The sequence below is a fragment of the Exiguobacterium sp. s192 genome, from assembly GCF_018618795.1.
GTDB lineage: Bacteria > Bacillota > Bacilli > Exiguobacteriales > Exiguobacteriaceae > Exiguobacterium_A > Exiguobacterium_A undae.
Genome location: NZ_JACSMS010000014.1, coordinates 36392 through 55068 on the forward strand (window position 1 = coordinate 36392; position 18677 = coordinate 55068).

At 47.6% G+C, this 18677-nt stretch carries 32 protein-coding genes and 1 rRNA gene; 32 read left to right on the forward strand and 1 reads right to left on the reverse strand.

The genetic code is table 11. The features are described from left to right. Positions 1-8: 8 nt before the first annotated feature. The 28 genes from rplP to rpsI all read left to right on the forward strand — a co-directional run bounded on the left by rplP (position 9) and on the right by rpsI (position 15020). The gene (gene rplP, locus KNP87_RS15525; protein ID WP_012369016.1) at positions 9-446 is read left to right on the forward strand and encodes a 50S ribosomal protein L16; all 438 of its coding nucleotides are present in this window, start codon (positions 9-11) and stop codon (positions 444-446) included. Next, positions 433-636, forward strand: coding sequence for a 50S ribosomal protein L29 (gene rpmC / locus KNP87_RS15530; RefSeq protein WP_012369017.1), 204 nt, complete (start codon positions 433-435; stop codon positions 634-636). Before rplP ends, rpmC begins: the two co-directional genes overlap by 14 nt. A gap of 31 nt (positions 637-667) precedes the next feature. Next, the gene (rpsQ, locus tag KNP87_RS15535; RefSeq protein ID WP_014969155.1) at positions 668-931 is read left to right on the forward strand and encodes a 30S ribosomal protein S17; all 264 of its coding nucleotides are present in this window, start codon (positions 668-670) and stop codon (positions 929-931) included. A gap of 48 nt (positions 932-979) precedes the next feature. Continuing rightward, positions 980-1348, forward strand: a complete 369-nt coding sequence (gene rplN / locus KNP87_RS15540) for a 50S ribosomal protein L14 (protein ID WP_012369019.1) — start codon at positions 980-982, stop codon at positions 1346-1348. A gap of 34 nt (positions 1349-1382) precedes the next feature. Next, positions 1383-1694 (forward strand): 50S ribosomal protein L24, encoded by a 312-nt coding sequence (gene rplX / locus KNP87_RS15545; protein WP_014969156.1) that lies wholly within the window; start codon positions 1383-1385, stop codon positions 1692-1694. Between the two features lie 31 nt (positions 1695-1725). After that, positions 1726-2265 (forward strand): 50S ribosomal protein L5, encoded by a 540-nt coding sequence (gene rplE / locus KNP87_RS15550; RefSeq protein WP_012369021.1) that lies wholly within the window; start codon positions 1726-1728, stop codon positions 2263-2265. A gap of 14 nt (positions 2266-2279) precedes the next feature. Beyond that, positions 2280-2549, forward strand: coding sequence for a 30S ribosomal protein S14 (gene rpsN / locus KNP87_RS15555; RefSeq protein ID WP_012369022.1), 270 nt, complete (start codon positions 2280-2282; stop codon positions 2547-2549). Positions 2550-2580: 31 nt separating this feature from the next. Beyond that, positions 2581-2979 carry a 30S ribosomal protein S8 gene (rpsH, locus tag KNP87_RS15560; RefSeq protein ID WP_012369023.1) on the forward strand — a complete coding sequence of 133 codons (399 nt, stop codon included), beginning with the start codon at positions 2581-2583 and terminating at the stop codon, positions 2977-2979. A 31-nt stretch (positions 2980-3010) separates the two neighbouring features. Next, complete coding sequence (gene rplF, locus KNP87_RS15565; protein ID WP_026826919.1) at positions 3011-3547, forward strand: 50S ribosomal protein L6; 537 nt, start codon at positions 3011-3013, stop codon at positions 3545-3547. A 37-nt stretch (positions 3548-3584) separates the two neighbouring features. Continuing rightward, positions 3585-3935, forward strand: coding sequence for a 50S ribosomal protein L18 (gene rplR / locus KNP87_RS15570; RefSeq protein WP_012369025.1), 351 nt, complete (start codon positions 3585-3587; stop codon positions 3933-3935). A gap of 22 nt (positions 3936-3957) precedes the next feature. Further along, positions 3958-4458: a 30S ribosomal protein S5 gene (rpsE, locus tag KNP87_RS15575; RefSeq protein WP_012369026.1), complete on the forward strand. Its 501-nt coding sequence runs from the start codon at positions 3958-3960 to the stop codon at positions 4456-4458. An 18-nt stretch (positions 4459-4476) separates the two neighbouring features. Beyond that, positions 4477-4662, forward strand: a complete 186-nt coding sequence (gene rpmD / locus KNP87_RS15580) for a 50S ribosomal protein L30 (RefSeq protein ID WP_012369027.1) — start codon at positions 4477-4479, stop codon at positions 4660-4662. A 36-nt stretch (positions 4663-4698) separates the two neighbouring features. Continuing rightward, positions 4699-5139 (forward strand): 50S ribosomal protein L15, encoded by a 441-nt coding sequence (rplO, locus tag KNP87_RS15585; protein WP_012369028.1) that lies wholly within the window; start codon positions 4699-4701, stop codon positions 5137-5139. Then, a complete protein-coding gene (secY, locus tag KNP87_RS15590; protein WP_026834298.1) occupies positions 5139-6428 on the forward strand; it encodes a preprotein translocase subunit SecY in 1290 nt (429 codons plus the stop codon). The genes rplO and secY overlap by 1 nt, the downstream gene beginning before the upstream one ends. 72 nt (positions 6429-6500) lie before the next feature. Then, positions 6501-7148 carry an adenylate kinase gene (locus KNP87_RS15595; protein ID WP_026834297.1) on the forward strand — a complete coding sequence of 216 codons (648 nt, stop codon included), beginning with the start codon at positions 6501-6503 and terminating at the stop codon, positions 7146-7148. After that, positions 7148-7900: a type I methionyl aminopeptidase gene (map, locus tag KNP87_RS15600; RefSeq protein WP_026834296.1), complete on the forward strand. Its 753-nt coding sequence runs from the start codon at positions 7148-7150 to the stop codon at positions 7898-7900. Before KNP87_RS15595 ends, map begins: the two co-directional genes overlap by 1 nt. A 150-nt stretch (positions 7901-8050) precedes the next feature. After that, positions 8051-8269, forward strand: a complete 219-nt coding sequence (gene infA / locus KNP87_RS15605) for a translation initiation factor IF-1 (RefSeq protein WP_012369032.1) — start codon at positions 8051-8053, stop codon at positions 8267-8269. A 33-nt stretch (positions 8270-8302) separates the two neighbouring features. Continuing rightward, positions 8303-8416, forward strand: coding sequence for a 50S ribosomal protein L36 (rpmJ, locus tag KNP87_RS15610; RefSeq protein ID WP_003156543.1), 114 nt, complete (start codon positions 8303-8305; stop codon positions 8414-8416). A 20-nt stretch (positions 8417-8436) separates the two neighbouring features. Beyond that, positions 8437-8802, forward strand: a complete 366-nt coding sequence (rpsM, locus tag KNP87_RS15615) for a 30S ribosomal protein S13 (RefSeq protein WP_012369033.1) — start codon at positions 8437-8439, stop codon at positions 8800-8802. Between the two features lie 16 nt (positions 8803-8818). Further along, positions 8819-9214: a 30S ribosomal protein S11 gene (gene rpsK, locus KNP87_RS15620; RefSeq protein WP_012369034.1), complete on the forward strand. Its 396-nt coding sequence runs from the start codon at positions 8819-8821 to the stop codon at positions 9212-9214. A 137-nt stretch (positions 9215-9351) separates the two neighbouring features. Next, complete coding sequence (locus tag KNP87_RS15625; protein WP_012369035.1) at positions 9352-10296, forward strand: DNA-directed RNA polymerase subunit alpha; 945 nt, start codon at positions 9352-9354, stop codon at positions 10294-10296. A gap of 33 nt (positions 10297-10329) precedes the next feature. After that, a complete protein-coding gene (rplQ, locus tag KNP87_RS15630; protein ID WP_012369036.1) occupies positions 10330-10701 on the forward strand; it encodes a 50S ribosomal protein L17 in 372 nt (123 codons plus the stop codon). A gap of 96 nt (positions 10702-10797) precedes the next feature. Next, a complete protein-coding gene (locus KNP87_RS15635) occupies positions 10798-11628 on the forward strand; it encodes an energy-coupling factor ABC transporter ATP-binding protein (RefSeq protein WP_119924075.1) in 831 nt (276 codons plus the stop codon). Next, positions 11616-12473, forward strand: a complete 858-nt coding sequence (locus KNP87_RS15640; RefSeq protein ID WP_214722234.1) for an energy-coupling factor transporter ATPase — start codon at positions 11616-11618, stop codon at positions 12471-12473. Before KNP87_RS15635 ends, KNP87_RS15640 begins: the two co-directional genes overlap by 13 nt. Then, positions 12470-13261, forward strand: a complete 792-nt coding sequence (locus KNP87_RS15645) for an energy-coupling factor transporter transmembrane component T family protein (protein WP_026834293.1) — start codon at positions 12470-12472, stop codon at positions 13259-13261. The genes KNP87_RS15640 and KNP87_RS15645 overlap by 4 nt, the downstream gene beginning before the upstream one ends. Next, the gene (truA, locus tag KNP87_RS15650; protein ID WP_026834292.1) at positions 13261-14010 is read left to right on the forward strand and encodes a tRNA pseudouridine(38-40) synthase TruA; all 750 of its coding nucleotides are present in this window, start codon (positions 13261-13263) and stop codon (positions 14008-14010) included. Before KNP87_RS15645 ends, truA begins: the two co-directional genes overlap by 1 nt. 155 nt (positions 14011-14165) lie before the next feature. Then, on the forward strand, positions 14166-14603 hold the full coding sequence (gene rplM / locus KNP87_RS15655; RefSeq protein WP_012369041.1) for a 50S ribosomal protein L13: 438 nt from the start codon (positions 14166-14168) through the stop codon (positions 14601-14603). 24 nt (positions 14604-14627) lie between these two features. After that, complete coding sequence (gene rpsI / locus KNP87_RS15660; RefSeq protein ID WP_012369042.1) at positions 14628-15020, forward strand: 30S ribosomal protein S9; 393 nt, start codon at positions 14628-14630, stop codon at positions 15018-15020. 272 nt (positions 15021-15292) lie between these two features. On the opposite strand, the gene KNP87_RS15665 is transcribed toward rpsI, so the two are convergent. Further along, positions 15293-15583 carry a hypothetical protein gene (locus KNP87_RS15665; RefSeq protein WP_214722235.1) on the reverse strand — a complete coding sequence of 97 codons (291 nt, stop codon included), beginning with the start codon at positions 15581-15583 and terminating at the stop codon, positions 15293-15295. A 100-nt stretch (positions 15584-15683) separates the two neighbouring features. On the opposite strand from KNP87_RS15665, the gene KNP87_RS15670 reads away from it, so the two are divergent. The 4 genes from KNP87_RS15670 to KNP87_RS15685 form a co-directional block, all read left to right on the forward strand. Continuing rightward, entirely contained in the window at positions 15684-16316 is a 633-nt protein-coding gene (locus tag KNP87_RS15670; RefSeq protein WP_214722236.1) for a M15 family metallopeptidase, read from the forward strand. Positions 16317-16496: 180 nt separating this feature from the next. Further along, positions 16497-17528: a P-loop NTPase gene (locus tag KNP87_RS15675; protein WP_026834289.1), complete on the forward strand. Its 1032-nt coding sequence runs from the start codon at positions 16497-16499 to the stop codon at positions 17526-17528. Positions 17529-17531: 3 nt separating this feature from the next. Next, on the forward strand, positions 17532-18137 hold the full coding sequence (locus KNP87_RS15680; protein ID WP_026834288.1) for a KinB-signaling pathway activation protein: 606 nt from the start codon (positions 17532-17534) through the stop codon (positions 18135-18137). A 342-nt stretch (positions 18138-18479) separates the two neighbouring features. Continuing rightward, positions 18480-18677: ribosomal RNA gene (locus KNP87_RS15685) — 16S ribosomal RNA — on the forward strand; the annotation flags it as partial.

An 18677-nucleotide genomic window follows, 5' to 3' on the forward strand; every position in this document is an offset into this window, starting at 1 on the left:
AACACAACATGTTGTTACCAAAACGTGTAAAATATCGTCGTGTTCACCGCGGCAACATGCGTGGTAAAGCGAAACGTGGTACTACAGTACACTTCGGCGAGTTCGGTATCCAAGCTCAAGAAGCTAGCTGGATCACTAGCCGTCAAATCGAATCAGCGCGTATCGCGATGACTCGTTATATGAAACGTGGTGGTAAAGTGTGGATCAAGATCTTCCCACACAAACCATACACTAAAAAACCTCTTGAAGTCCGAATGGGTTCAGGTAAAGGTGCTCCGGAGGGCTGGGTTGCAGTCGTCAAACCGGGTAAAGTAATGTTCGAAATCGCAGGAGTATCGGAAGAGATCGCACGCGAAGCTCTCCGTCTTGCATCACACAAACTTCCAGTAAAATGTAAGTTCGTAAAACGTGAAGAAAATGGTGGTGATACGAATGAAAGCAACTGATCTCCGTCAGCAAACTACAGAAGAGCTCAACGGTAAAGTCGGTTCGTGGAAAGAAGAGTTGTTCAACCTTCGTTTCCAACTCGCGACTGGTCAGCTTGAGAACCCTGCTCGTATCCGTGAAGTGCGCAAGTCGATTGCACGCGCGAAAACCGTTCTTCGTGAACGCGAACTCGGCATCAACAACGCATAATTCACTCGGATTCTGAGAGGAGGAACACTCAATGGAACGCACTAACAACCGCAAAGTATTAACTGGACGCGTCGTATCTGACAAAATGGATAAAACGATCGTTGTTTCAGTTGAGACAAAAGTAAAGCACAAGCTCTACGGCAAACGCGTAAACTACTCGAAGAAGTATAAAACGCATGATGAAAGCAACACAGCTAAAATCGGTGATGTTGTACGAATTCAAGAAACACGTCCACTTTCTAAGGACAAACGTTTCCGTCTCGTAGAAGTCGTCGAAAAAGCAGTAATCATCTAAACTCTAATTAGTTCGGGTGAATAAACATCCGGAGGGAGGTACAATCGTATGATTCAACAAGAATCTCGCTTGAAAGTAGCAGATAACTCAGGAGCTCGTGAAGTCTTGACGATCAAAGTCCTCGGTGGATCTGGTCGTAAAACTGCTAACATCGGTGATGTAATTGTTTGCACAGTTAAACAAGCAACACCAGGTGGCGTTGTCAAAAAAGGTGAAGTTGTACGCGCAGTAGTCGTTCGTACTAAACGTGGCGTTCGTCGTAAAGACGGTTCGTACATCCGTTTTGACGAAAATGCAGCAGTCATCATCAAAGATGATAAAAGCCCACGTGGCACACGTATCTTCGGACCAGTCGCACGCGAACTTCGTGAAAAAGACTTCATGAAGATCGTCTCGTTGGCACCGGAAGTACTTTAATTCCAAAGAATTCCTACAAGGAGGTGCTCTAACGATGCATGTCAAAAAAGGTGATAAAGTTCAGGTTATGACTGGTAAAGATAAAGGCAAACAAGGTGTTGTCCTTACTGCTATGCCTAAAAAAGATCGCATTATCGTCGAAGGCGTTAATATGATCAAAAAACACTCAAAACCTTCTCAACTCAACCCGCAAGGCGGAATTGTCGAGAAAGAAGCACCGATTCACGTATCGAACGTTATGCTCATCGACCCTAAGACAGGAAACCCAACACGCGTTGGTTTCACTGTGGTTGACGGCAAGAAAGTACGTATCGCTAAAAAATCGGGCGAAGCTTTAGATAAATAAGAAGATTTAAAGAAAGGAGGTCCACTTTCTGATGAACCGTTTAAAAGCTAAATACCAAGACGAAATCGTCAAAGTAATGATGGAGAAATTCAACTATACTTCTGTAATGCAAGCGCCGAAAGTCGATAAGATCGTAATCAACATGGGTGTTGGTGACGCTGTTACGAACACGAAAGCACTTGACATGGCAGTCGAAGAGCTTCAGCTCCTCACTGGTCAGAAGCCACTCATCACGAAAGCTAAGAAATCAATCGCTGGTTTCAAACTTCGTGAAGGTATGCCAATCGGCGCGAAGGTAACACTTCGTGGAGAGCGCATGTATGAGTTCCTCGACAAGTTGATCAACGTGTCACTTCCACGTGTACGTGACTTCCGTGGTGTATCGAAGAAATCATTCGATGGCCGTGGTAACTACACGCTAGGCGTGAAGGAACAATTGATCTTCCCAGAGATCGACTACGATCGCGTATCGAAAGTCCGTGGTATGGACATCGTTATCGTTACAACTGCAAATACGGATGAAGAGTCACGTGAGCTTCTCACTGCACTCGGCATGCCATTCCAAAAATAAGGGAGGTCGACAACATGGCTAAGAAATCAATGATCGCACGTGAAGTAAAACGCCAAGCACTCGTAGAGCGCTACGCTGAACAACGCGCAGAATTGAAAGCACAAGGCGACTACATCGGCTTGAGCAAACTCCCACGTAACTCTTCAGCGGTTCGTTTACACAACCGTTGCAGTATCACTGGCCGTCCACACGGTTACATTGGTAAATTCGGTATCAGCCGTATTAAGTTCCGTGATCTTGCTCATAAAGGTCAAATCCCTGGTGTTAAAAAAGCAAGCTGGTAATTCATTAAAGTTGTGAAAGGAGGTACATCGCATGGTTATGACAGATCCGATTGCAGATATGCTTACACGCATTCGTAATGCAAACATGGTTCGCCATGAGAAGTTGGAAATGCCAGCTTCTACAATCAAACGTGAAGTCGCTGAAATCCTCAAACGTGAAGGTTTCATCCGCGATGTTGAATATCTCGAGGACAGCAAACAAGGTACGCTCCGCGTATTCCTTAAGTACGGCGCAAGCAACGAACGCGTCATCACTGGACTCAAACGTATCTCGAAACCAGGTCTTCGCGTTTACGCGAAAGCTGATGAAATCCCGAAAGTACTCGGTGGTCTCGGAATCGCTATCGTTTCAACATCTAAAGGTGTTATGACAGACAAAGAAGCTCGCCAACAAAAAGTCGGCGGCGAAGTGATCGCATACATCTGGTAATTCACGCATAAAAAGAACGGAGGTGTCTTAAATGTCACGTATTGGTAAAAAGCCAGTCGTTATCCCAGCAGGCGTTACAGTAACAGTTGAAAACAGCACAGTTACGGTAAAAGGTCCTAAAGGTGAACTTACTCGTGAGTTCAACCCGACAATGGCTATCAACGTAGAAGGTAATGAATTGACTGTCACTCGTCCAAACGACGAGAAAGCTAACCGTACAATCCACGGAACGACTCGTGCGCTTATCGCGAACATGGTCGAAGGTGTAAACAACGGTTTCGCTAAGACACTCGATATCCAAGGTGTTGGTTACCGTGCTCAAAAGCAAGGTAACAAAATCGTACTCAACCTCGGTTATTCACACCCAATCGAGTACACTCCGGAACAAGGCATTGAAGTCGAAGTTCCTACGAATACGCAAATCATCGTCCGCGGAATCAACAAAGAGCGTGTTGGACACGTTGCTGCATTGATCCGTTCGTACCGTCAGCCTGAGCCGTACAAAGGTAAAGGAATTCGTTACAGTGATGAAGTCGTTCGTCGTAAAGAAGGTAAAACAGGTAAGTAATTCGTTGATACGAATTGACCGGAAAGGAGTGGCATAAATGATCTCAAAGGCAAACAAAAATGCTACGCGTAAAAAGCGTCATGGTCGTGTACGTCGTACAATCATCGGGACTGCAGCTCGTCCACGCTTGAATGTATTCCGTTCGAACAAGAACATTTACGTACAAGTCATTGACGATGCAACACATGCAACACTCGCATCTGCATCATCACTCGACCTTGAAAAAGGCAACACGACTGACGCTGCATCAGCAGTTGGTAAGCTTGCAGCTGAACGCGCTCTTGAAAAAGGTATTGAAACAGTCGTTTTCGACCGTGGAGGATATCTCTATCATGGACGTATTAAAGCAGTAGCTGAAGCAGCTCGTGAAGCTGGTCTCAAATTCTAATAGAAAAGGAGGGAACCTCTACATGCGCCAGTTAGAAATTAACATGGATCAACTCGAAGAACGCGTTGTTACTGTAAACCGCGTCGCGAAAGTAGTAAAAGGTGGCCGTCGCTTCCGTTTTGCTGCACTCGTCGTCGTAGGTGACAAGAATGGTCACGTAGGTTTCGGTACGGGTAAAGCTCAGGAAGTGCCTGAAGCGATCCGTAAAGCAATCGAAGATGCAAAGAAAAACATGGTTAACGTTCCAATCGTTAACACTACAATTCCACACGAAATCAACGGAATTTTCGGTGCAGGTCACGTCTTCTTGAAACCTGCTTCTGAAGGTACTGGAGTCATCGCTGGTGGCCCAGTTCGTGCGGTTCTCGAATTAGCGGGAATCAACGACATTCTTTCGAAATCACTTGGATCAAGCACTCCAATCAACATGGTTCGTGCGACTGTTAAAGGTCTCACTTCACTTAAACGTGCTGAAGACGTTGCGAAACTCCGCGGTAAAACCGTCGAAGAACTTCGCGGTTAAGAAAGGGAGGGAATACAGATGGCGAAACTCGCAGTTACCCTCACACGCAGCATGATCGGTCGTCCGGAGAACCAACGCGTTACTACTCGTACGCTTGGTCTCCGTAAGATGCACCAAACTGTTGTCGTACCTGACAACGCTGCTATGCGTGGGATGATTAACCACGTGTCACACTTATTGACAGTAAAAGAAATTCAAGAGTAATACGTTCGATATAATTTTATGAGGAGGTGCCCCACTATGAAACTCCATGAATTGAAACCAGCTGCTGGTTCACGTTCAGAACGCAACCGTGTAGGTCGCGGTATGTCTTCTGGTAACGGTAAGACTTCTGGCCGTGGTCACAAAGGTCAAAAAGCTCGTTCAGGCGGTGGTGTTCGTCCAGGTTTCGAAGGTGGACAAAACCCACTTTTCCGTCGTTTACCAAAACGCGGCTTCAACAACCCAACTCGTAAAGAGTTCGCGGTTATCAACCTTGACACACTTAACCGTTTTGAAGATGGAACGGAAGTAACACCAGAACTTCTTATCGAGACTCGCGCAGTCAAAGGTATGAAGGATGGCGTGAAGATCCTTTCTAACGGTAAGATTGAAAAGAAACTGACAGTAAAAGCTCACAAGTTCTCCGAAGCTGCGAAGCAAGCGATCGAAGCTGCCGGCGGTACGGTTGAGGTGATCTAATGTTTCAAGCGATCTCCAATATGTGGCGCGTAGCCGACATCCGTCGGCGCATTCTCTTTACCTTGGCTCTGATTATCGTGTTCCGTATCGGTGCACATATCCCAGTCCCAATGGTAAACACTGAAGTATTCAAGATTGACGAGAATGGTATTCTTGGCTTCTTGAACTCCTTCGGCGGGAATGCTTTGCAGAATTTCTCACTCTTTGCGATGGGAATCATGCCGTATATCACGGCCTCGATCGTTGTCCAACTCTTACAGATGGACGTTGTTCCAAAGTTTGCCGAATGGGCAAAACAAGGAGAGGCGGGCCGTAAGAAGTTAGCAACGGTAACGCGCTATGGAACGATCGTACTCGGCTTAGTCCAAGCGTTTGGAATCGCGCTTGGATTTAACCGTATCTACCCAGGTCTTGTCAATGAAGATTTTGGCACCTGGACGTACGTGATGATTGCACTTGTTTTGACGGCGGGTACCGCATTCTTGATGTTCCTCGGTGAACTCATCACGGAGAAGGGCATTGGTAACGGGATATCAATGATCATCTTCGCTGGGATCGTCGCGGGCTTCCCGAACGCATTCCGTCAGATCTATGAAACAAAGCTCCAAAATGCAGGGGATGCTTTGTTTGTCAATGTGCTTTATATCGTACTGTTGCTTTTAATCATCATCGCGGTCATCGTCGGTGTCATCTATGTGCAGCAAGCTGCCCGGAAGATTCCGATTCAGTACGCCAAGCGTACGGTGAACCGTGCACCAGTCGGCGGCCAATCGACACACTTGCCGATTAAGCTTAACGCTGCTGGTGTTATCCCAGTTATCTTCGCTGTATCGTTTATGGTGACTCCACCAACGGTTGCAAGTTTCTTTGCAAGTCCGGAGAACGCGACGAAGATCCGTGACATTTTCGACTATACGAGTCCAATCGGTATGTCGATTTATGTGGCGCTCATCATCGCATTCTCGTACTTCTATACATTCGTTCAGGTCAATCCGGAACAAATGGCAGAGAACCTTCAAAAACAAGGCGGATACATTCCTGGTATTCGTCCTGGTAAGCAAACGGAACAATACATCACGAAGATCCTATACCGTCTGACATTCTTCGGTTCACTCTTCCTTGCTGTCATCGCGGTAACGCCAACGTTCTTTATTAAGTTCGCTGGTTTACCGAACTCGGTGCAAATTGGTGGAACAAGCTTGTTGATCGTCATCGGTGTAGGTCTTGAGACGATGAAACAGATTGAAAGTCAACTGGTTAAACGACACTACAAAGGCTTTATCCGATAAGGCGGGAGGAAGGGGACCATCCCTTTCCTTTCTGTTGTGTCTATAGAGTCTATAGAAGTGGAGGCTACCGACATGAATCTTGTATTGATGGGCTTGCCGGGTGCTGGAAAAGGGACGCAGGCTGCGAAAATTATCGAAGACTACGCCATTCCACACATCTCGACAGGCGACATGTTCCGCGCGGCGATCAAAGATCAAACACCGCTCGGGCAGGAAGCGAAATCGTACATGGATAAAGGGGAACTCGTTCCGGACGAAGTCACAATCGGCATCGTACGTGAGCGTCTCGCCAAAGAAGACTGTGCAAATGGTTTTCTTCTTGACGGTTTCCCACGCACAGTGAAACAAGCAGACGCTCTTGAAGCATTGCTTGCGGATCTAAACAAACAAATCGATCACGTCATTCACATCGGTGTGAACCCGGAGAAACTTGTCCCTCGTTTGACAGGCCGCCGGATTTGCCCGACATGTGGAGCAACGTATCACGTCATCTACAACCCACCAAAAGTGGAGGGTGTCTGTGATATCGACGGATCCGCACTTGTTCAACGTGAAGATGATCAAGAAGAAACGGTTCGCCGTCGTCTTGAAGTCAACGTCGCACAAGCGCAACCTTTGATTGACTTTTACGCTGAAAAAGGGTATCTTCGTAATTTGGACGGTGATCGTCCGATTAATGAAGTTTATTCCGATGTTCAAGCACTTCTTGGTGGTCAGTAATGATCATTACGAAAGCGCCGCGTGAAATCGATATTATGCGGAAGGCGGGACAAATCGTCGCCCGGACGCATAAAGAGTTGAAAGCTCATATTCGTCCAGGGATCACAACGGGGCAACTCGATGCGATTGCTGAACGGTATATTCGAAGTCAAGGGGCAACACCATCGTTTAAAGGTTATAATGGGTTTACTGGTAGCATCTGTGCGTCGGTAAATGAAGAACTTGTCCATGGTATTCCGGGTGACCGCGTACTCCACGATGGAGACATCATCTCGATTGATATCGGGGCGGAGTATAACGGATATCACGGAGATTCAGCCTGGACATATCCGGTAGGTACAATCTCTGAAGAGACGAAGCGGTTACTTGACGTAACTGAAGAATCTCTGTATAAAGGATTGGAGCGCGCCAAAGCCGGCGTGCACCTGACAGATATTTCGCATGCGATTCAGTCACATGTTGAAGCTGCGAATTTTTCTGTAGTCCGCGAATATGTGGGCCACGGCGTGGGACAAAATTTGCATGAAGATCCGCAAATTCCACATTATGGACCACCGGGGAAAGGGCCGCGCCTGAAAACCGGCATGACCTTGGCGATTGAGCCAATGGTGAATGTCGGGAAACGCTATGTTCGCACGCTATCGGACAATTGGACGGTAGTGACAGTGGACGGTAGCATGTGCGCCCACTTTGAGCACACCATCGCCATCACAGACGAAGGCTACGAGATCTTAACGGTCGATGCAGAGTGAGCTGTGCGCGTTATTGGTGTCACCTTTCTATAAGCCGCTATCCACTCGTGTTTGTGACCGATGATTCTCTCACGGCTACTGTAGAAAGCCCCTAAGCGCTACAAATCGTCTGGGCTCCCAATCAACTTTATAGAGAAAGGGGTATAATTGATGGCGAAACAAGATGTAATCGAAGTGGAAGGTACGGTTATCGAACCGCTTCCAAACGCGATGTTTAAGGTGGAGTTAGAAAACGGCCACACGGTCCTCGCGCACGTCTCAGGGAAAATTCGGATGCACTTCATTCGGATCCTGCCAGGAGATAAAGTAACAGTTGAGTTGTCACCATACGACTTGACTCGCGGACGGATCACATACCGTTTCAAATAAAAACTCCGATTTTTTCAGGAGGAGGTATTCACAATGAAAGTAAGACCTTCGGTTAAACCGATCTGTGAAAAGTGTAAAGTTATCCGCCGTAAAGGCAAAGTAATGGTTATTTGCGAAAACCCTAAGCATAAACAAAAACAAGGGTAATTAAACAAGGAGGTGCACACATGGCACGTATTGCTGGTGTAGATATTCCACGTGAGAAACGCATCGTTATCTCACTCACTTACATCTATGGTGTTGGTAAAACGACTGCTCAGAAAGTCTTGAAAGAAGCTGGTATCTCTGAAGATACTCGTACTCGTGAATTGACTGAAGAACAACTCAACCAACTCCGTGATGGATTAGATAAAGTAAAAGTTGAGGGTGACCTTCGTCGTGAAATCTCACTCAACATCAAACGTTTGATCGAAATCGGTTGCTACCGTGGTGTTCGTCACCGTCGTGGTCTTCCAGTTCGTGGTCAAAACACTAAAAACAACTCGCGTACTCGTAAAGGCCCACGCCGTACAGTAGCGAACAAGAAGAAGTAAGGGAGGGTAAACTAAGATGGCAAAACGTAAACAGAATGTTCGTAGTAAACGTAAAGTCAAAAAGAATATTGAATCTGGTATCGTGCATATCCGTTCAACATTCAACAACACAATCGTTACGATCACTGACATGCAAGGGAATGCAATCTCTTGGGCAACTGCAGGAAACATGGGCTTCAAAGGCTCACGTAAATCAACTCCATTTGCTGCGCAACTCGCTTCTGAAACTGCTGCGAAAACAGCGATGGATAACGGTATGCGTACTGTAGAAGTTAACGTTAAAGGTCCTGGTGCAGGTCGTGAAGCTGCAATCCGTGCGCTCCAAGCAATCGGTCTTGAAGTAACAGCGATCCGTGACGTAACTCCAGTTCCACACAACGGTTGCCGCCCTCCAAAACGTCGTCGCGTGTAACCCGTCTTGTACTGCAAAGCGGGAATTCGAGTAGACTTTTGTTGATCGTATGACCAAGCAAGGCAGTAGAAACGTGCACAAGACGGTTGGCGATTGAACGCGATGGCCAACATGACGATATTCAAGGAGGGGTTCAGATGATCGAAATCGAAAAGCCGAAGATTGAAACGGTCGAATTAAGCGACAACGCTACGTTTGGTAAATTCGTGGTAGAACCGCTTGAGCGTGGATTCGGTACAACGCTTGGTAACTCATTGCGTCGTATCCTATTATCTTCACTTCCGGGTGCTGCAGTCACTGCAGTCCAAATCGATGGCGTTCTTCATGAGTTCTCGACGATTGATGGCGTTGTAGAAGACGTTACCCAAATCATCTTGAACCTCAAGAAACTCGCCCTCAAAGTTTACTCGGAAGAAGAGAAAACACTTGAGATCGATATTCAAGGCGCTGGCGTTGTTACTGCTGCGAACATTACGCATGACAGCGACGTCGAAATCCTCAACCCAGAACTGCACATCGCAACACTTGCAGAAGGTGCATCACTTCATATGCGTCTGACAGCTCGTCGTGGCCGTGGTTACGTTCAGGCTGAAGATAACAAACGGGACGATATGCCAATCGGTGTAATCCCAATTGATTCGATTTACACGCCAATTCAACGTGTAAACTATCAAGTTGAAAAAACACGTGTTGGTCAAGATGCGAGCTTCGATAAATTGACGCTTGATGTTTGGACGGACGGTTCAATCCGCCCTGAAGAAGCAGTGTCACTCGGTGCAAAAATCATGACAGAACACTTAAACATCTTTGTTGGTCTTACGGACGAAGCGCTCCATGCCGAAATCATGGTCGAAAAGGAAGAAGATCAAAAAGAAAAAGTACTTGAAATGACGATCGAAGAACTCGATCTTTCAGTTCGTTCGTACAACTGTTTGAAACGTGCCGGCATCAATACGGTTCAAGAACTCGCGAACAAGAGCGAAGACGAGATGATGAAAGTTCGTAACCTCGGACGTAAATCACTCGAAGAAGTTCAAGCGAAACTCGATGAACTCGGACTGGGCCTACGTAAAGAAGACTAAAACTATTAATTGCACGAAGGAGGGAATCCATCCATGGCATACTCGAAATTAGGCCGTACAAGCTCACAACGTAAGGCACTTTTGCGTGACCTTGCGACTGATCTCATCATCAATGAGCGTATCCAAACTACAGAACAAAAAGCGAAGGAACTTCGTCCAGTCGTTGAGAAACTCATCACTTTAGGTAAACGCGGTGATCTCCACGCTCGTCGTCAAGTTGCATCGTTCGTTCGTCGCGAAGCTGCTGGTCAAAACGAAGCTGGTAAAACACAAGATGCAATCCAAAAGTTGTTTGCTGATGTTGCTCCACGTTTTGCTGAGCGTCAAGGTGGTTACACACGTATCATGAAAATGGGACCACGTCGTGGTGACGGCGCAGAAATGGTCATCATCGAACTCGTTTAATTTTTAAATGATTCGGATAAAAAGGGCAGTGCGTAACTCGCTTCTGCCCTTTTGTTACAAATGAAATTATTTTGATTTGATGAAGGAGGAGCAGACATGACAAAGCTGATTGAGCTGGAACAGGTGACATACCGTTACCCGGAACAAGAACAACCAGCCTTACGCGATGTCTCTCTTTCGATTCATTCGCAGGAATGGGTCGCGATCGTTGGACACAACGGCTCTGGAAAATCAACGCTGACGAAGTTGTTTAACGGATTGTTGCTTCCTGAACAAGGAACGGTCACTGTCAACGAGACATTCTCGAGTGCAGTGCCGGAGCAACTGTGGGAGATGCGCCGCGCAATCGGAATCGTCTTTCAAAATCCGGATAATCAATTTGTTGGCACGACCGTGCGCGACGACGTGGCATTTGCCCTTGAAAATTGGGGTGTGCCACGCGAGGAAATGGTTCGTCGTATCGACGACAGTCTAGCGCGCGTTGGCCTTACGGATTTTGTTGATCGGGAACCCCATCAACTATCCGGCGGACAGAAGCAGCGTGTCGCAATCGCTTCGGCGCTTGCGATGCGCCCTGATGTTCTCGTGCTCGATGAAGCAACATCGATGCTTGATCCGATTGCACGATCTGAGGTTATGTCGACCGTCCAGGAATTATATGAACAACATCCGATGGCCGTCGTTGCCATCACACATGAACTCGACGAAGTCTTACGGGCCAGTCGTGTGATTGTCATGGATGCGGGTCAAATCGTATTAGAGGGAACACCGCAAGAGGTGTTTGCACAATCCGCGTTTCTTGAGCAGATTGGACTAGATGTTCCGTTTGTCGTCCGGGTGCAGGAACAACTTTCAGCACGTGGTCTTACTTACGCGGACACGATACTAGATGAAAGAGACTTGGTGAACCGCTTATGCCAATCTTAATCCAGGAATTAAATTATACGTACCAACTCAATAGTCCGTTTGAACGAGTCGCGCTGCGTGATGTGAATCTTGAGATTCCGTCAAGGGCGCTTGTTGCGTTTGTGGGGCATACCGGTTCCGGAAAATCGACGCTCGTCCAACACATCAACGGGTTGTTGAAGCCGACTGCCGGGAAGGTACAGGTCGATGACATCATCATCGAACCCAAACGAAAACAAGATTTAAAAGCGTTACGTAAACGGGTCGGTCTTGTGTTCCAATATCCGGAATATCAATTGTTTGAAGAAACCGTCTTGAAGGATGTCATGTTTGGACCGATGAACTTCGGTCATGAACCGGCGGAAGCAGAGCGGTTGGCAAAAGATGCATTACGTACCGTCGGACTGGATGAAGTATTCTGGTCACGTTCGCCGTTTGACCTGTCTGGTGGGCAAATGAGGCGTGTTGCGATTGCGGGCGTACTCGCTAGTCAACCAGACGTGTTGATCGTCGATGAACCAACTGCCGGGCTCGATCCGCAAGGACGAAAGCAGATGTTGCGTCTGTTTGCCGAATTGCATGCCCAAGCAGGAATGACGTTGCTGTTGATCACACATGATATGGATCAGGTCCTTGAGTATACAAACCGGGTCGTCGTGATGGAGGATGGGCAAGTCGCCTACGATGGAGAACCAATGGGTCTATTCCGTCAAGAAACGTTATTGCGCCAGTTCCATCTCGATTTACCACACGTCTTGGCGTTTGCTTGGCAAATGGCGGATCAGTTGAAGCTGACGCGTCCGGCGCTTCAGACAGAAGCTGAACTGATTGAGTGGATTTTACATGTACGGGGGGAAACACGATGATCGTCGGTCAACATATACCAGGTACATCGTATTTACACCGTTCGTCGGCTGTCGCGAAAATCATTTTTGCCTTTTGTTTCATTCCGCTTGTGTTTCTGGCGAACAATACGGCAACGAATGTCTTTTTGCTTGTGTTTACATTCTTGGCACTGGCAAGCAGTAAACTGCCAATCCGTTACGTCTTAAAAGGCTTGCGGCCGATTTTATTTTTAATCGTCTTCACGTTTATCATCCAGCTGCTGTTTACCCGGGAAGGGGCCGTTCTGATTGAACTGGGCTGGTTCAAGATTTACGAAGAAGGATTGCGTCTCGCCATCATCGTCTCGCTCCGCTTCTTCTATTTGGTGTCGATCACGACACTCGTCACGTTGACGACGTCGCCGATTGAACTGACAGACGCGATTGAGTTGTTACTCAAACCGTTTAAGATTGTCCGGGTACCGACGCACGAGATTGCCTTGATGTTGTCGATTTCACTCCGTTTCCTGCCGACGTTGGCAGAAGAGACGGAAAAAATCATGAAGGCACAGCAGGCACGCGGCGTCGACTTGTCGGCAGGTCCGATCAAAGAACGTTTGCGGGCAATCATTCCGCTGCTGATCCCACTCTTCATCTCGGCCTTTAAACGGGCGGAGGATCTCGCAACAGCGATGGAAGCCCGGGGATACCGGGGCGGAGAAGGGCGGACACGGCTCCGTGAGTCAAAATGGACAGGCCGTGATACGGGACTGATGATACTTCTGGTCGTCATCGGATTGCTTCTAGTCTATTTACGGGGAGGATTTTGATGCGACGTTTTAAATGTACGATTCAGTATGACGGAACGGACTATTCCGGTTATCAAGTGCAGCCAAACGGTCTGACGATCCAGGAAGTCCTCGAGAAGACGCTTGAGCGGATGCATAAGCACCCGGTCAAGGTTATCGGTTCCGGGCGTACAGACGCCCGTGTGCACGCACAGGGGCAGGTGATCCATTTTGATACGGAACTGTCGATTGCACCCGCAAGCATGGTGAAGGCCCTAAATACGTTATTACCGGACGATATTCGAATTCGTGACTGTATAGAGGTCGCTTCTGACTTCGAAGCAAGGTATGATGTAGTAGGGAAAGAATACCGGTACTTCGTGCGTCAGACGGAAGATGCGTTTCGGCGTCATCAATCCGTGCTGATTCCGTATTCGCTCGATGTGGCGCAAGTTCGTCTGGGACTGGCGCATTTAATCGGGACTCATGACTTCAGTTCGTTCTGTGTCGCGAAGACAGAGACGGACAATCGTGTTCGGACGATTTATGAGGCAGAGCTGATTGAACAAGGGGAAGAACTGATTTTCCGTTTCCGGGGAAGCGGCTTTCTCTACAATCAGATCCGTATCATGGTCGGCACGTTGCTTGATGTCGGACGCGGGCGTTTTGCACCGGAAGACATCAAACGGATGCTCGAAGCGAAGGATCGAAACGTCGCTGGTGTGACGGCACCACCGCACGGGTTATACCTTTGGGAAGTTTTCTATCCAGAGTCTAAAAAAGGCATTTGACATTAGCCGCTAAAAAACATACAATGTTTATTGGCATTTCATTTATTATGAAACCACAATCTTAGCCCCGTACACCTAAGATTCTGATAGATTCAAACAGTGAATAAATGAAAAATCAAAAAAGAAATTTTTAAATTCCTTAGGAGGTATTTTACATGCGCACAACTTTCATGGCGAAAGCTACTGATGTAGAACGCAAATGGCTCCTTATCGACGCAGAAGGCAAAACACTCGGTCGTCTTTCGAGCGAAGTGGCTTCACTTCTCCGCGGTAAGCACAAACCTACGTTCACACCACACGTTGACTGTGGGGATCACGTTATCCTCATCAACGTTGAGAAAATCGTTTTAACTGGTAACAAACTCGACAAAAAGGTCTACTACCGTCACTCTGGTCATCCAGGCGGCTTGAAGCAGACTGTCGCACGCGACTTACTCGCTAACAAACCTGAGCGTATGCTTGAACTCGCGATCAAAGGGATGCTTCCAAAAGGTAGCCTCGGTCGTCAAATGTTCAACAAACTCCACGTTTACGCTGGAGATACTCATAAGCAAGAAGCACAACAACCAGAAGTTTACGAACTTCGCGGTTAATACGAATTTAGGAGGAACTACACGATGGCAGATGTACGTTACTACGGCACTGGTCGCCGTAAACACGCGGCAGCTCGCGTTTTCCTCGTTGCTGGAGACGGTAAAGTCACAGTTAACGGGCGCGATATCAGCGAATACTTCGGTTATGAAACTTTAATCATGACTGCAAAAGAACCACTTGTACTCACAGAAACAGAAGGCAAATACGATATCATGGTAACGGTCAAAGGCGGCGGCTTCACTGGTCAAGCAGGCGCAATCCGTCACGGTATCTCACGTGCTCTTCTTCAAGCGGATCCAGACTTCCGTGGCACACTTAAAGCTAAAGGTTTCCTCACACGCGATGCTCGTATGAAAGAACGTAAAAAATACGGTCTTAAAGCAGCACGTCGTGCACCTCAGTTCTCAAAACGTTAATCGTTTTATCTCTCATCCTTACGGGTGGGAGATTTTTTTGTTTAAAAGAGGCTGACTCAAAAAAATCACTCGTCTTTTTACGCCCTTTCCTCAGGCGAGACACAAGCCAGTTTTCCTGCCTGAATAAGGCAGGAAAGCGGGTCTTGTTTGTCTCTGACAGCGCAAAAATGCGCTTTTTCCTGTAGGAGTTGCGTGTAACGAGTAATTCTTTTTTAAGAGATAAGAGTGGCAGATGATCGTTCTGTCACCCTTATCTTTGGAGAAACTGATTTTTAAGATATGCGCCGACGAATCCGGCGTATCAATAAGAAAAGCAATAACAGGCCAACGAACGTGAGCGGTACACTCCACAGGAACAGATCCTGTAAAAAAGCAGCCGGATCAAACGCAGTTTGCGAACCGACCTTTCCGACAAATGATGTGTCCTGACTTAACACGGTGCTGTTTTCAGGGAGAGCGGGCTGATAAGTCGCGTTCGCTTCATACGTTGTATAAAAGTAGAACGCATAACCGATATGTAAGAGAACGGACAAGACGCCTGCGAAGACTAACATTTTTTTCATCAAAAAACTCCTTTTTCCGAATACTTTGTGAGGACAAGTCCATCATCAAGTATACCGGATTCTGTTTTCGGGAACAGATGAGAAAGGAGTGTGGTGAAAGATGACACTATCAGTCAGTTGGTTGCTCGAACGGGCCAATCGAAAACTGAATGTTCCCGGACTCTCGCCGGAAGTCGCCCGAAAGACACGCCAAGTCATCCGGGAACTCCATGTCAAAGGAATTTATGTCGGGGTGGCCCAAGGCTTCCGTTCCTATGCCGAGCAGGAGGAACTCTATGCGCAAGGACGAACGACTCCGGGAGCGATTGTCACGAATGCCCGTGGAGGACAATCGAATCATAACCGCGGGATTGCCGTTGATCTGTTTCAATACTCCATGGACGGAACGGAAGCGATTTTTAATACCGATGCCAACTTTCAACAAATCGTCCAGGCAATGAAACGGCAAGGTTTTTCCTGGGGCGGAGACTGGAGTGGATTTAAAGATTACCCGCACTTTGAGTTAAATAAAGTGACGACGGATGTTTTGGTGCCTTATCCGGGACAACCGCTCTATCGAGGGTCCGTCCAGATGAACAGCCGGGACATCGAGCGGATTCAGCGGGCGGTCAAGGCAACCGTCACGAAACGATTTGATGCAGAGACGGTTGAAAAGGTCCGTGCCTACCAAGCACGCCAAGGATTAGCGGTTGACGGAGTCGTCGGACCGGCAACCTGGAATCGGATGTTTTAACAGATCGGGAGATCCCTTTTAGCGACAGCGCGGAGGAGATCTCTTTTTTTAAAGCTGCTGGACCGATTCTTCCGGGTCGACAAGGAAATGTCATCCTTTATGAGCCGAAATGTGCAAGCGCTATCTTATTTTTGTTATACTGAAATGGATTAAATCGAACGTTCTCAGGGGGAAGGCACTATGTTGAATGAACAAGAAATTCGCGAGGTGGTCGGGCAATTGATCGATCCGACGATTGAACGCTCGCTTTCAGATACGAACGGGATTCGGGATGTCCGCATCAAGGGGGATTATGTCAGTCTGAAAATCGCCCTTGCTCAAGCGGGTTCCGGTGAACAGTTGACGTTACAGCAACAGATTGTCAAAGAATTAAAGGAAAAAGGATTCAAGACGGTCGGCTTACGTTTTGAGGCACTCGGTGATCACGGGATCCAAGCGGCCACGACGCCGTCGATTCTCAAACCGGAGTCGGGTACGACCTTCATCGCGATTGCTTCCGGTAAAGGGGGCGTCGGAAAATCAACTGTTTCCGTCAACTTGGCAGTGGCACTCGCCCGGGCAGGGAAAAAGGTTGGTTTGATTGACGCGGACATCTACGGATTCAGCGTCCCGGACATGATGGGAATCGAAACCCGTCCGACGGTCGTCAATGACCGGATCGTTCCGCCTGAACGGTTTGGTGTCAAAGTCATCTCCATGGGCTTCTTCGTCGAAGACAATGCACCTGTCATCTGGCGTGGTCCAATGCTCGGGAAGATGTTAAACAACTTCTTCTCGGACGTCGAGTGGGGCGAACTGGATTATCTGTTGCTTGATTTACCTCCAGGCACCGGTGATGTGGCACTTGATATCCATTCGATGCTGCCGAGTTGCCAGGAATTAATCGTCACGACACCGCATGCGACTGCGGCATTTGTTGCAGCACGCGCCGGGGCGATGGCGATCAAAACAAACCACCGTCTGCTCGGAATTATCGAGAACATGGCGTATTTCGAAAGTCAGAAGACAGGCGAAAGAGAGTATGTCTTTGGTTCGGGTGGCGGAGAGAAGTTGTCAGAAGCGCTGAAAACAGATATCCTAGCTAAGATTCCACTTGGTCAACCGTATGCGAACGAGACGGATTTTGCACCGTCGATTTATCGTGACGGCCATCCATTTGAAACACACTATAATGAACTCGCAACGCGTGTCATCGAAAAAGTAGAGGGATAATGAATGAAGACTAGAGGATTTTTGAAGCTGTTTTGGATGACGCTCCTCATCGGGACGCTCGCCGGCTTCGTGTTTAACCTTGTTGCTGAACCAGGATATATCCGGAACCAATCGATCAGCGGATATGTCACCGCACTGGCTTACAGCAGCACATGGACTGCCATCAGCCTGATGGGATTCTTTTCGTACCTGATCCTGCACCGGGTGGGGCTTGATATTTTCCGGGGCGCGAGATTGTGGAACCGGGTCCAAATTGTCTTGATTGCGTTTGCCTTGTTTGACGGCATCTATTTACGCGGTCTGGCATTTGGGTTTGAGAAGACGAACTTGTACATCGGGGAAATGGTCGTTCTGTTGTTCATCGCCTTCCTCGTAGCCCGGACGAAAGCACGGGAAACGAATTTCACGGCTTTCATCCCGACCTTGTTTCTGATGACGGTCATCACATTAATTGAATGGGTGCCGGCACTTCAGGCGACACAGGATAAACGGATGTTGTGGGCGGCACTCGCCACACTACTCGTTTGTAACGCCTATCAGATTTTGATGTTACATCGGTTACAGGAAAAACCGAATTCAGCTAACGCAACGTCTGAAAAAAGAGCATAAAAGAAAGGGCGCCGTTCTACCGTTTGATCCGGTCAGAGCGGCGTCCATCTTTTTTTAATATTTTTTTAGAAAAACAGTTGACGTAAAAAACAAGAGTTGATATATTAATACATGTCGCTGAGGCACACGCCACACAGACACGTCGGAAACGAAAAAAACTTATGAAAAAAGTTATTGACACCAGTTAATACTTTACTGTAAGATTTAAAAGTCGTCAAACGACATATCGGACTTTGAAAACTGAACGATGAGGCAAAAAACGTATCTTCGGATACAAACAATGAATGAAGCGCAAGCTTCGTCAACGTGACATCTAGTCACAACAACGAGCAAGTCAAACACTTTATGGAGAGTTTGATCCTGGCTCAGGACGAACGCTGGCGGCGTGCCTAATACATGCAAGTCGAGCGCATGAAGCTCACGGAACTCTTCGGAGGGAAGTGAAGGGAATGAGCGGCGGACGGGTGAGTAACACGTAAGGAACCTGCCCCAAGGATTGGGATAACTCCGAGAAATCGGAGCTAATACCGAATAGTTCTT

What these genes read in the sequence shown, in the direction of transcription:
- rplF (WP_026826919.1), top strand. Translation starts at nt 3,011, where the DNA reads ATGTCACGTATTGGTAAAAAGCCAGTCGTTATCCCAGCAGGCGTTACA.
- rpmD (WP_012369027.1), top strand. Translation starts at nt 4,477, where the DNA reads ATGGCGAAACTCGCAGTTACCCTCACACGCAGCATGATCGGTCGTCCG.
- rpmJ (WP_003156543.1), top strand. Translation starts at nt 8,303, where the DNA reads ATGAAAGTAAGACCTTCGGTTAAACCGATCTGTGAAAAGTGTAAAGTT.
- rpmC (WP_012369017.1), top strand. Translation starts at nt 433, where the DNA reads ATGAAAGCAACTGATCTCCGTCAGCAAACTACAGAAGAGCTCAACGGT.
- rpsI (WP_012369042.1), top strand. Translation starts at nt 14,628, where the DNA reads ATGGCAGATGTACGTTACTACGGCACTGGTCGCCGTAAACACGCGGCA.
- KNP87_RS15675 (WP_026834289.1), top strand. Translation starts at nt 16,497, where the DNA reads ATGTTGAATGAACAAGAAATTCGCGAGGTGGTCGGGCAATTGATCGAT.
- KNP87_RS15640 (WP_214722234.1), top strand. Translation starts at nt 11,616, where the DNA reads ATGCCAATCTTAATCCAGGAATTAAATTATACGTACCAACTCAATAGT.
- KNP87_RS15625 (WP_012369035.1), top strand. Translation starts at nt 9,352, where the DNA reads ATGATCGAAATCGAAAAGCCGAAGATTGAAACGGTCGAATTAAGCGAC.
- rpsH (WP_012369023.1), top strand. Translation starts at nt 2,581, where the DNA reads ATGGTTATGACAGATCCGATTGCAGATATGCTTACACGCATTCGTAAT.
- rpsK (WP_012369034.1), top strand. Translation starts at nt 8,819, where the DNA reads ATGGCAAAACGTAAACAGAATGTTCGTAGTAAACGTAAAGTCAAAAAG.
- rpsN (WP_012369022.1), top strand. Translation starts at nt 2,280, where the DNA reads ATGGCTAAGAAATCAATGATCGCACGTGAAGTAAAACGCCAAGCACTC.
- truA (WP_026834292.1), top strand. Translation starts at nt 13,261, where the DNA reads ATGCGACGTTTTAAATGTACGATTCAGTATGACGGAACGGACTATTCC.
- rplQ (WP_012369036.1), top strand. Translation starts at nt 10,330, where the DNA reads ATGGCATACTCGAAATTAGGCCGTACAAGCTCACAACGTAAGGCACTT.
- KNP87_RS15635 (WP_119924075.1), top strand. Translation starts at nt 10,798, where the DNA reads ATGACAAAGCTGATTGAGCTGGAACAGGTGACATACCGTTACCCGGAA.
- KNP87_RS15595 (WP_026834297.1), top strand. Translation starts at nt 6,501, where the DNA reads ATGAATCTTGTATTGATGGGCTTGCCGGGTGCTGGAAAAGGGACGCAG.
- rplE (WP_012369021.1), top strand. Translation starts at nt 1,726, where the DNA reads ATGAACCGTTTAAAAGCTAAATACCAAGACGAAATCGTCAAAGTAATG.
- rpsM (WP_012369033.1), top strand. Translation starts at nt 8,437, where the DNA reads ATGGCACGTATTGCTGGTGTAGATATTCCACGTGAGAAACGCATCGTT.
- rplM (WP_012369041.1), top strand. Translation starts at nt 14,166, where the DNA reads ATGCGCACAACTTTCATGGCGAAAGCTACTGATGTAGAACGCAAATGG.
- infA (WP_012369032.1), top strand. Translation starts at nt 8,051, where the DNA reads ATGGCGAAACAAGATGTAATCGAAGTGGAAGGTACGGTTATCGAACCG.
- rplX (WP_014969156.1), top strand. Translation starts at nt 1,383, where the DNA reads ATGCATGTCAAAAAAGGTGATAAAGTTCAGGTTATGACTGGTAAAGAT.
- KNP87_RS15680 (WP_026834288.1), top strand. Translation starts at nt 17,532, where the DNA reads ATGAAGACTAGAGGATTTTTGAAGCTGTTTTGGATGACGCTCCTCATC.
- rplN (WP_012369019.1), top strand. Translation starts at nt 980, where the DNA reads ATGATTCAACAAGAATCTCGCTTGAAAGTAGCAGATAACTCAGGAGCT.
- secY (WP_026834298.1), top strand. Translation starts at nt 5,139, where the DNA reads ATGTTTCAAGCGATCTCCAATATGTGGCGCGTAGCCGACATCCGTCGG.
- KNP87_RS15665 (WP_214722235.1), bottom strand. Translation starts at nt 15,583, where the DNA reads ATGAAAAAAATGTTAGTCTTCGCAGGCGTCTTGTCCGTTCTCTTACAT.
- KNP87_RS15645 (WP_026834293.1), top strand. Translation starts at nt 12,470, where the DNA reads ATGATCGTCGGTCAACATATACCAGGTACATCGTATTTACACCGTTCG.
- map (WP_026834296.1), top strand. Translation starts at nt 7,148, where the DNA reads ATGATCATTACGAAAGCGCCGCGTGAAATCGATATTATGCGGAAGGCG.
- rpsQ (WP_014969155.1), top strand. Translation starts at nt 668, where the DNA reads ATGGAACGCACTAACAACCGCAAAGTATTAACTGGACGCGTCGTATCT.
- rpsE (WP_012369026.1), top strand. Translation starts at nt 3,958, where the DNA reads ATGCGCCAGTTAGAAATTAACATGGATCAACTCGAAGAACGCGTTGTT.
- rplP (WP_012369016.1), top strand. Translation starts at nt 9, where the DNA reads ATGTTGTTACCAAAACGTGTAAAATATCGTCGTGTTCACCGCGGCAAC.
- rplR (WP_012369025.1), top strand. Translation starts at nt 3,585, where the DNA reads ATGATCTCAAAGGCAAACAAAAATGCTACGCGTAAAAAGCGTCATGGT.
- KNP87_RS15670 (WP_214722236.1), top strand. Translation starts at nt 15,684, where the DNA reads ATGACACTATCAGTCAGTTGGTTGCTCGAACGGGCCAATCGAAAACTG.
- rplO (WP_012369028.1), top strand. Translation starts at nt 4,699, where the DNA reads ATGAAACTCCATGAATTGAAACCAGCTGCTGGTTCACGTTCAGAACGC.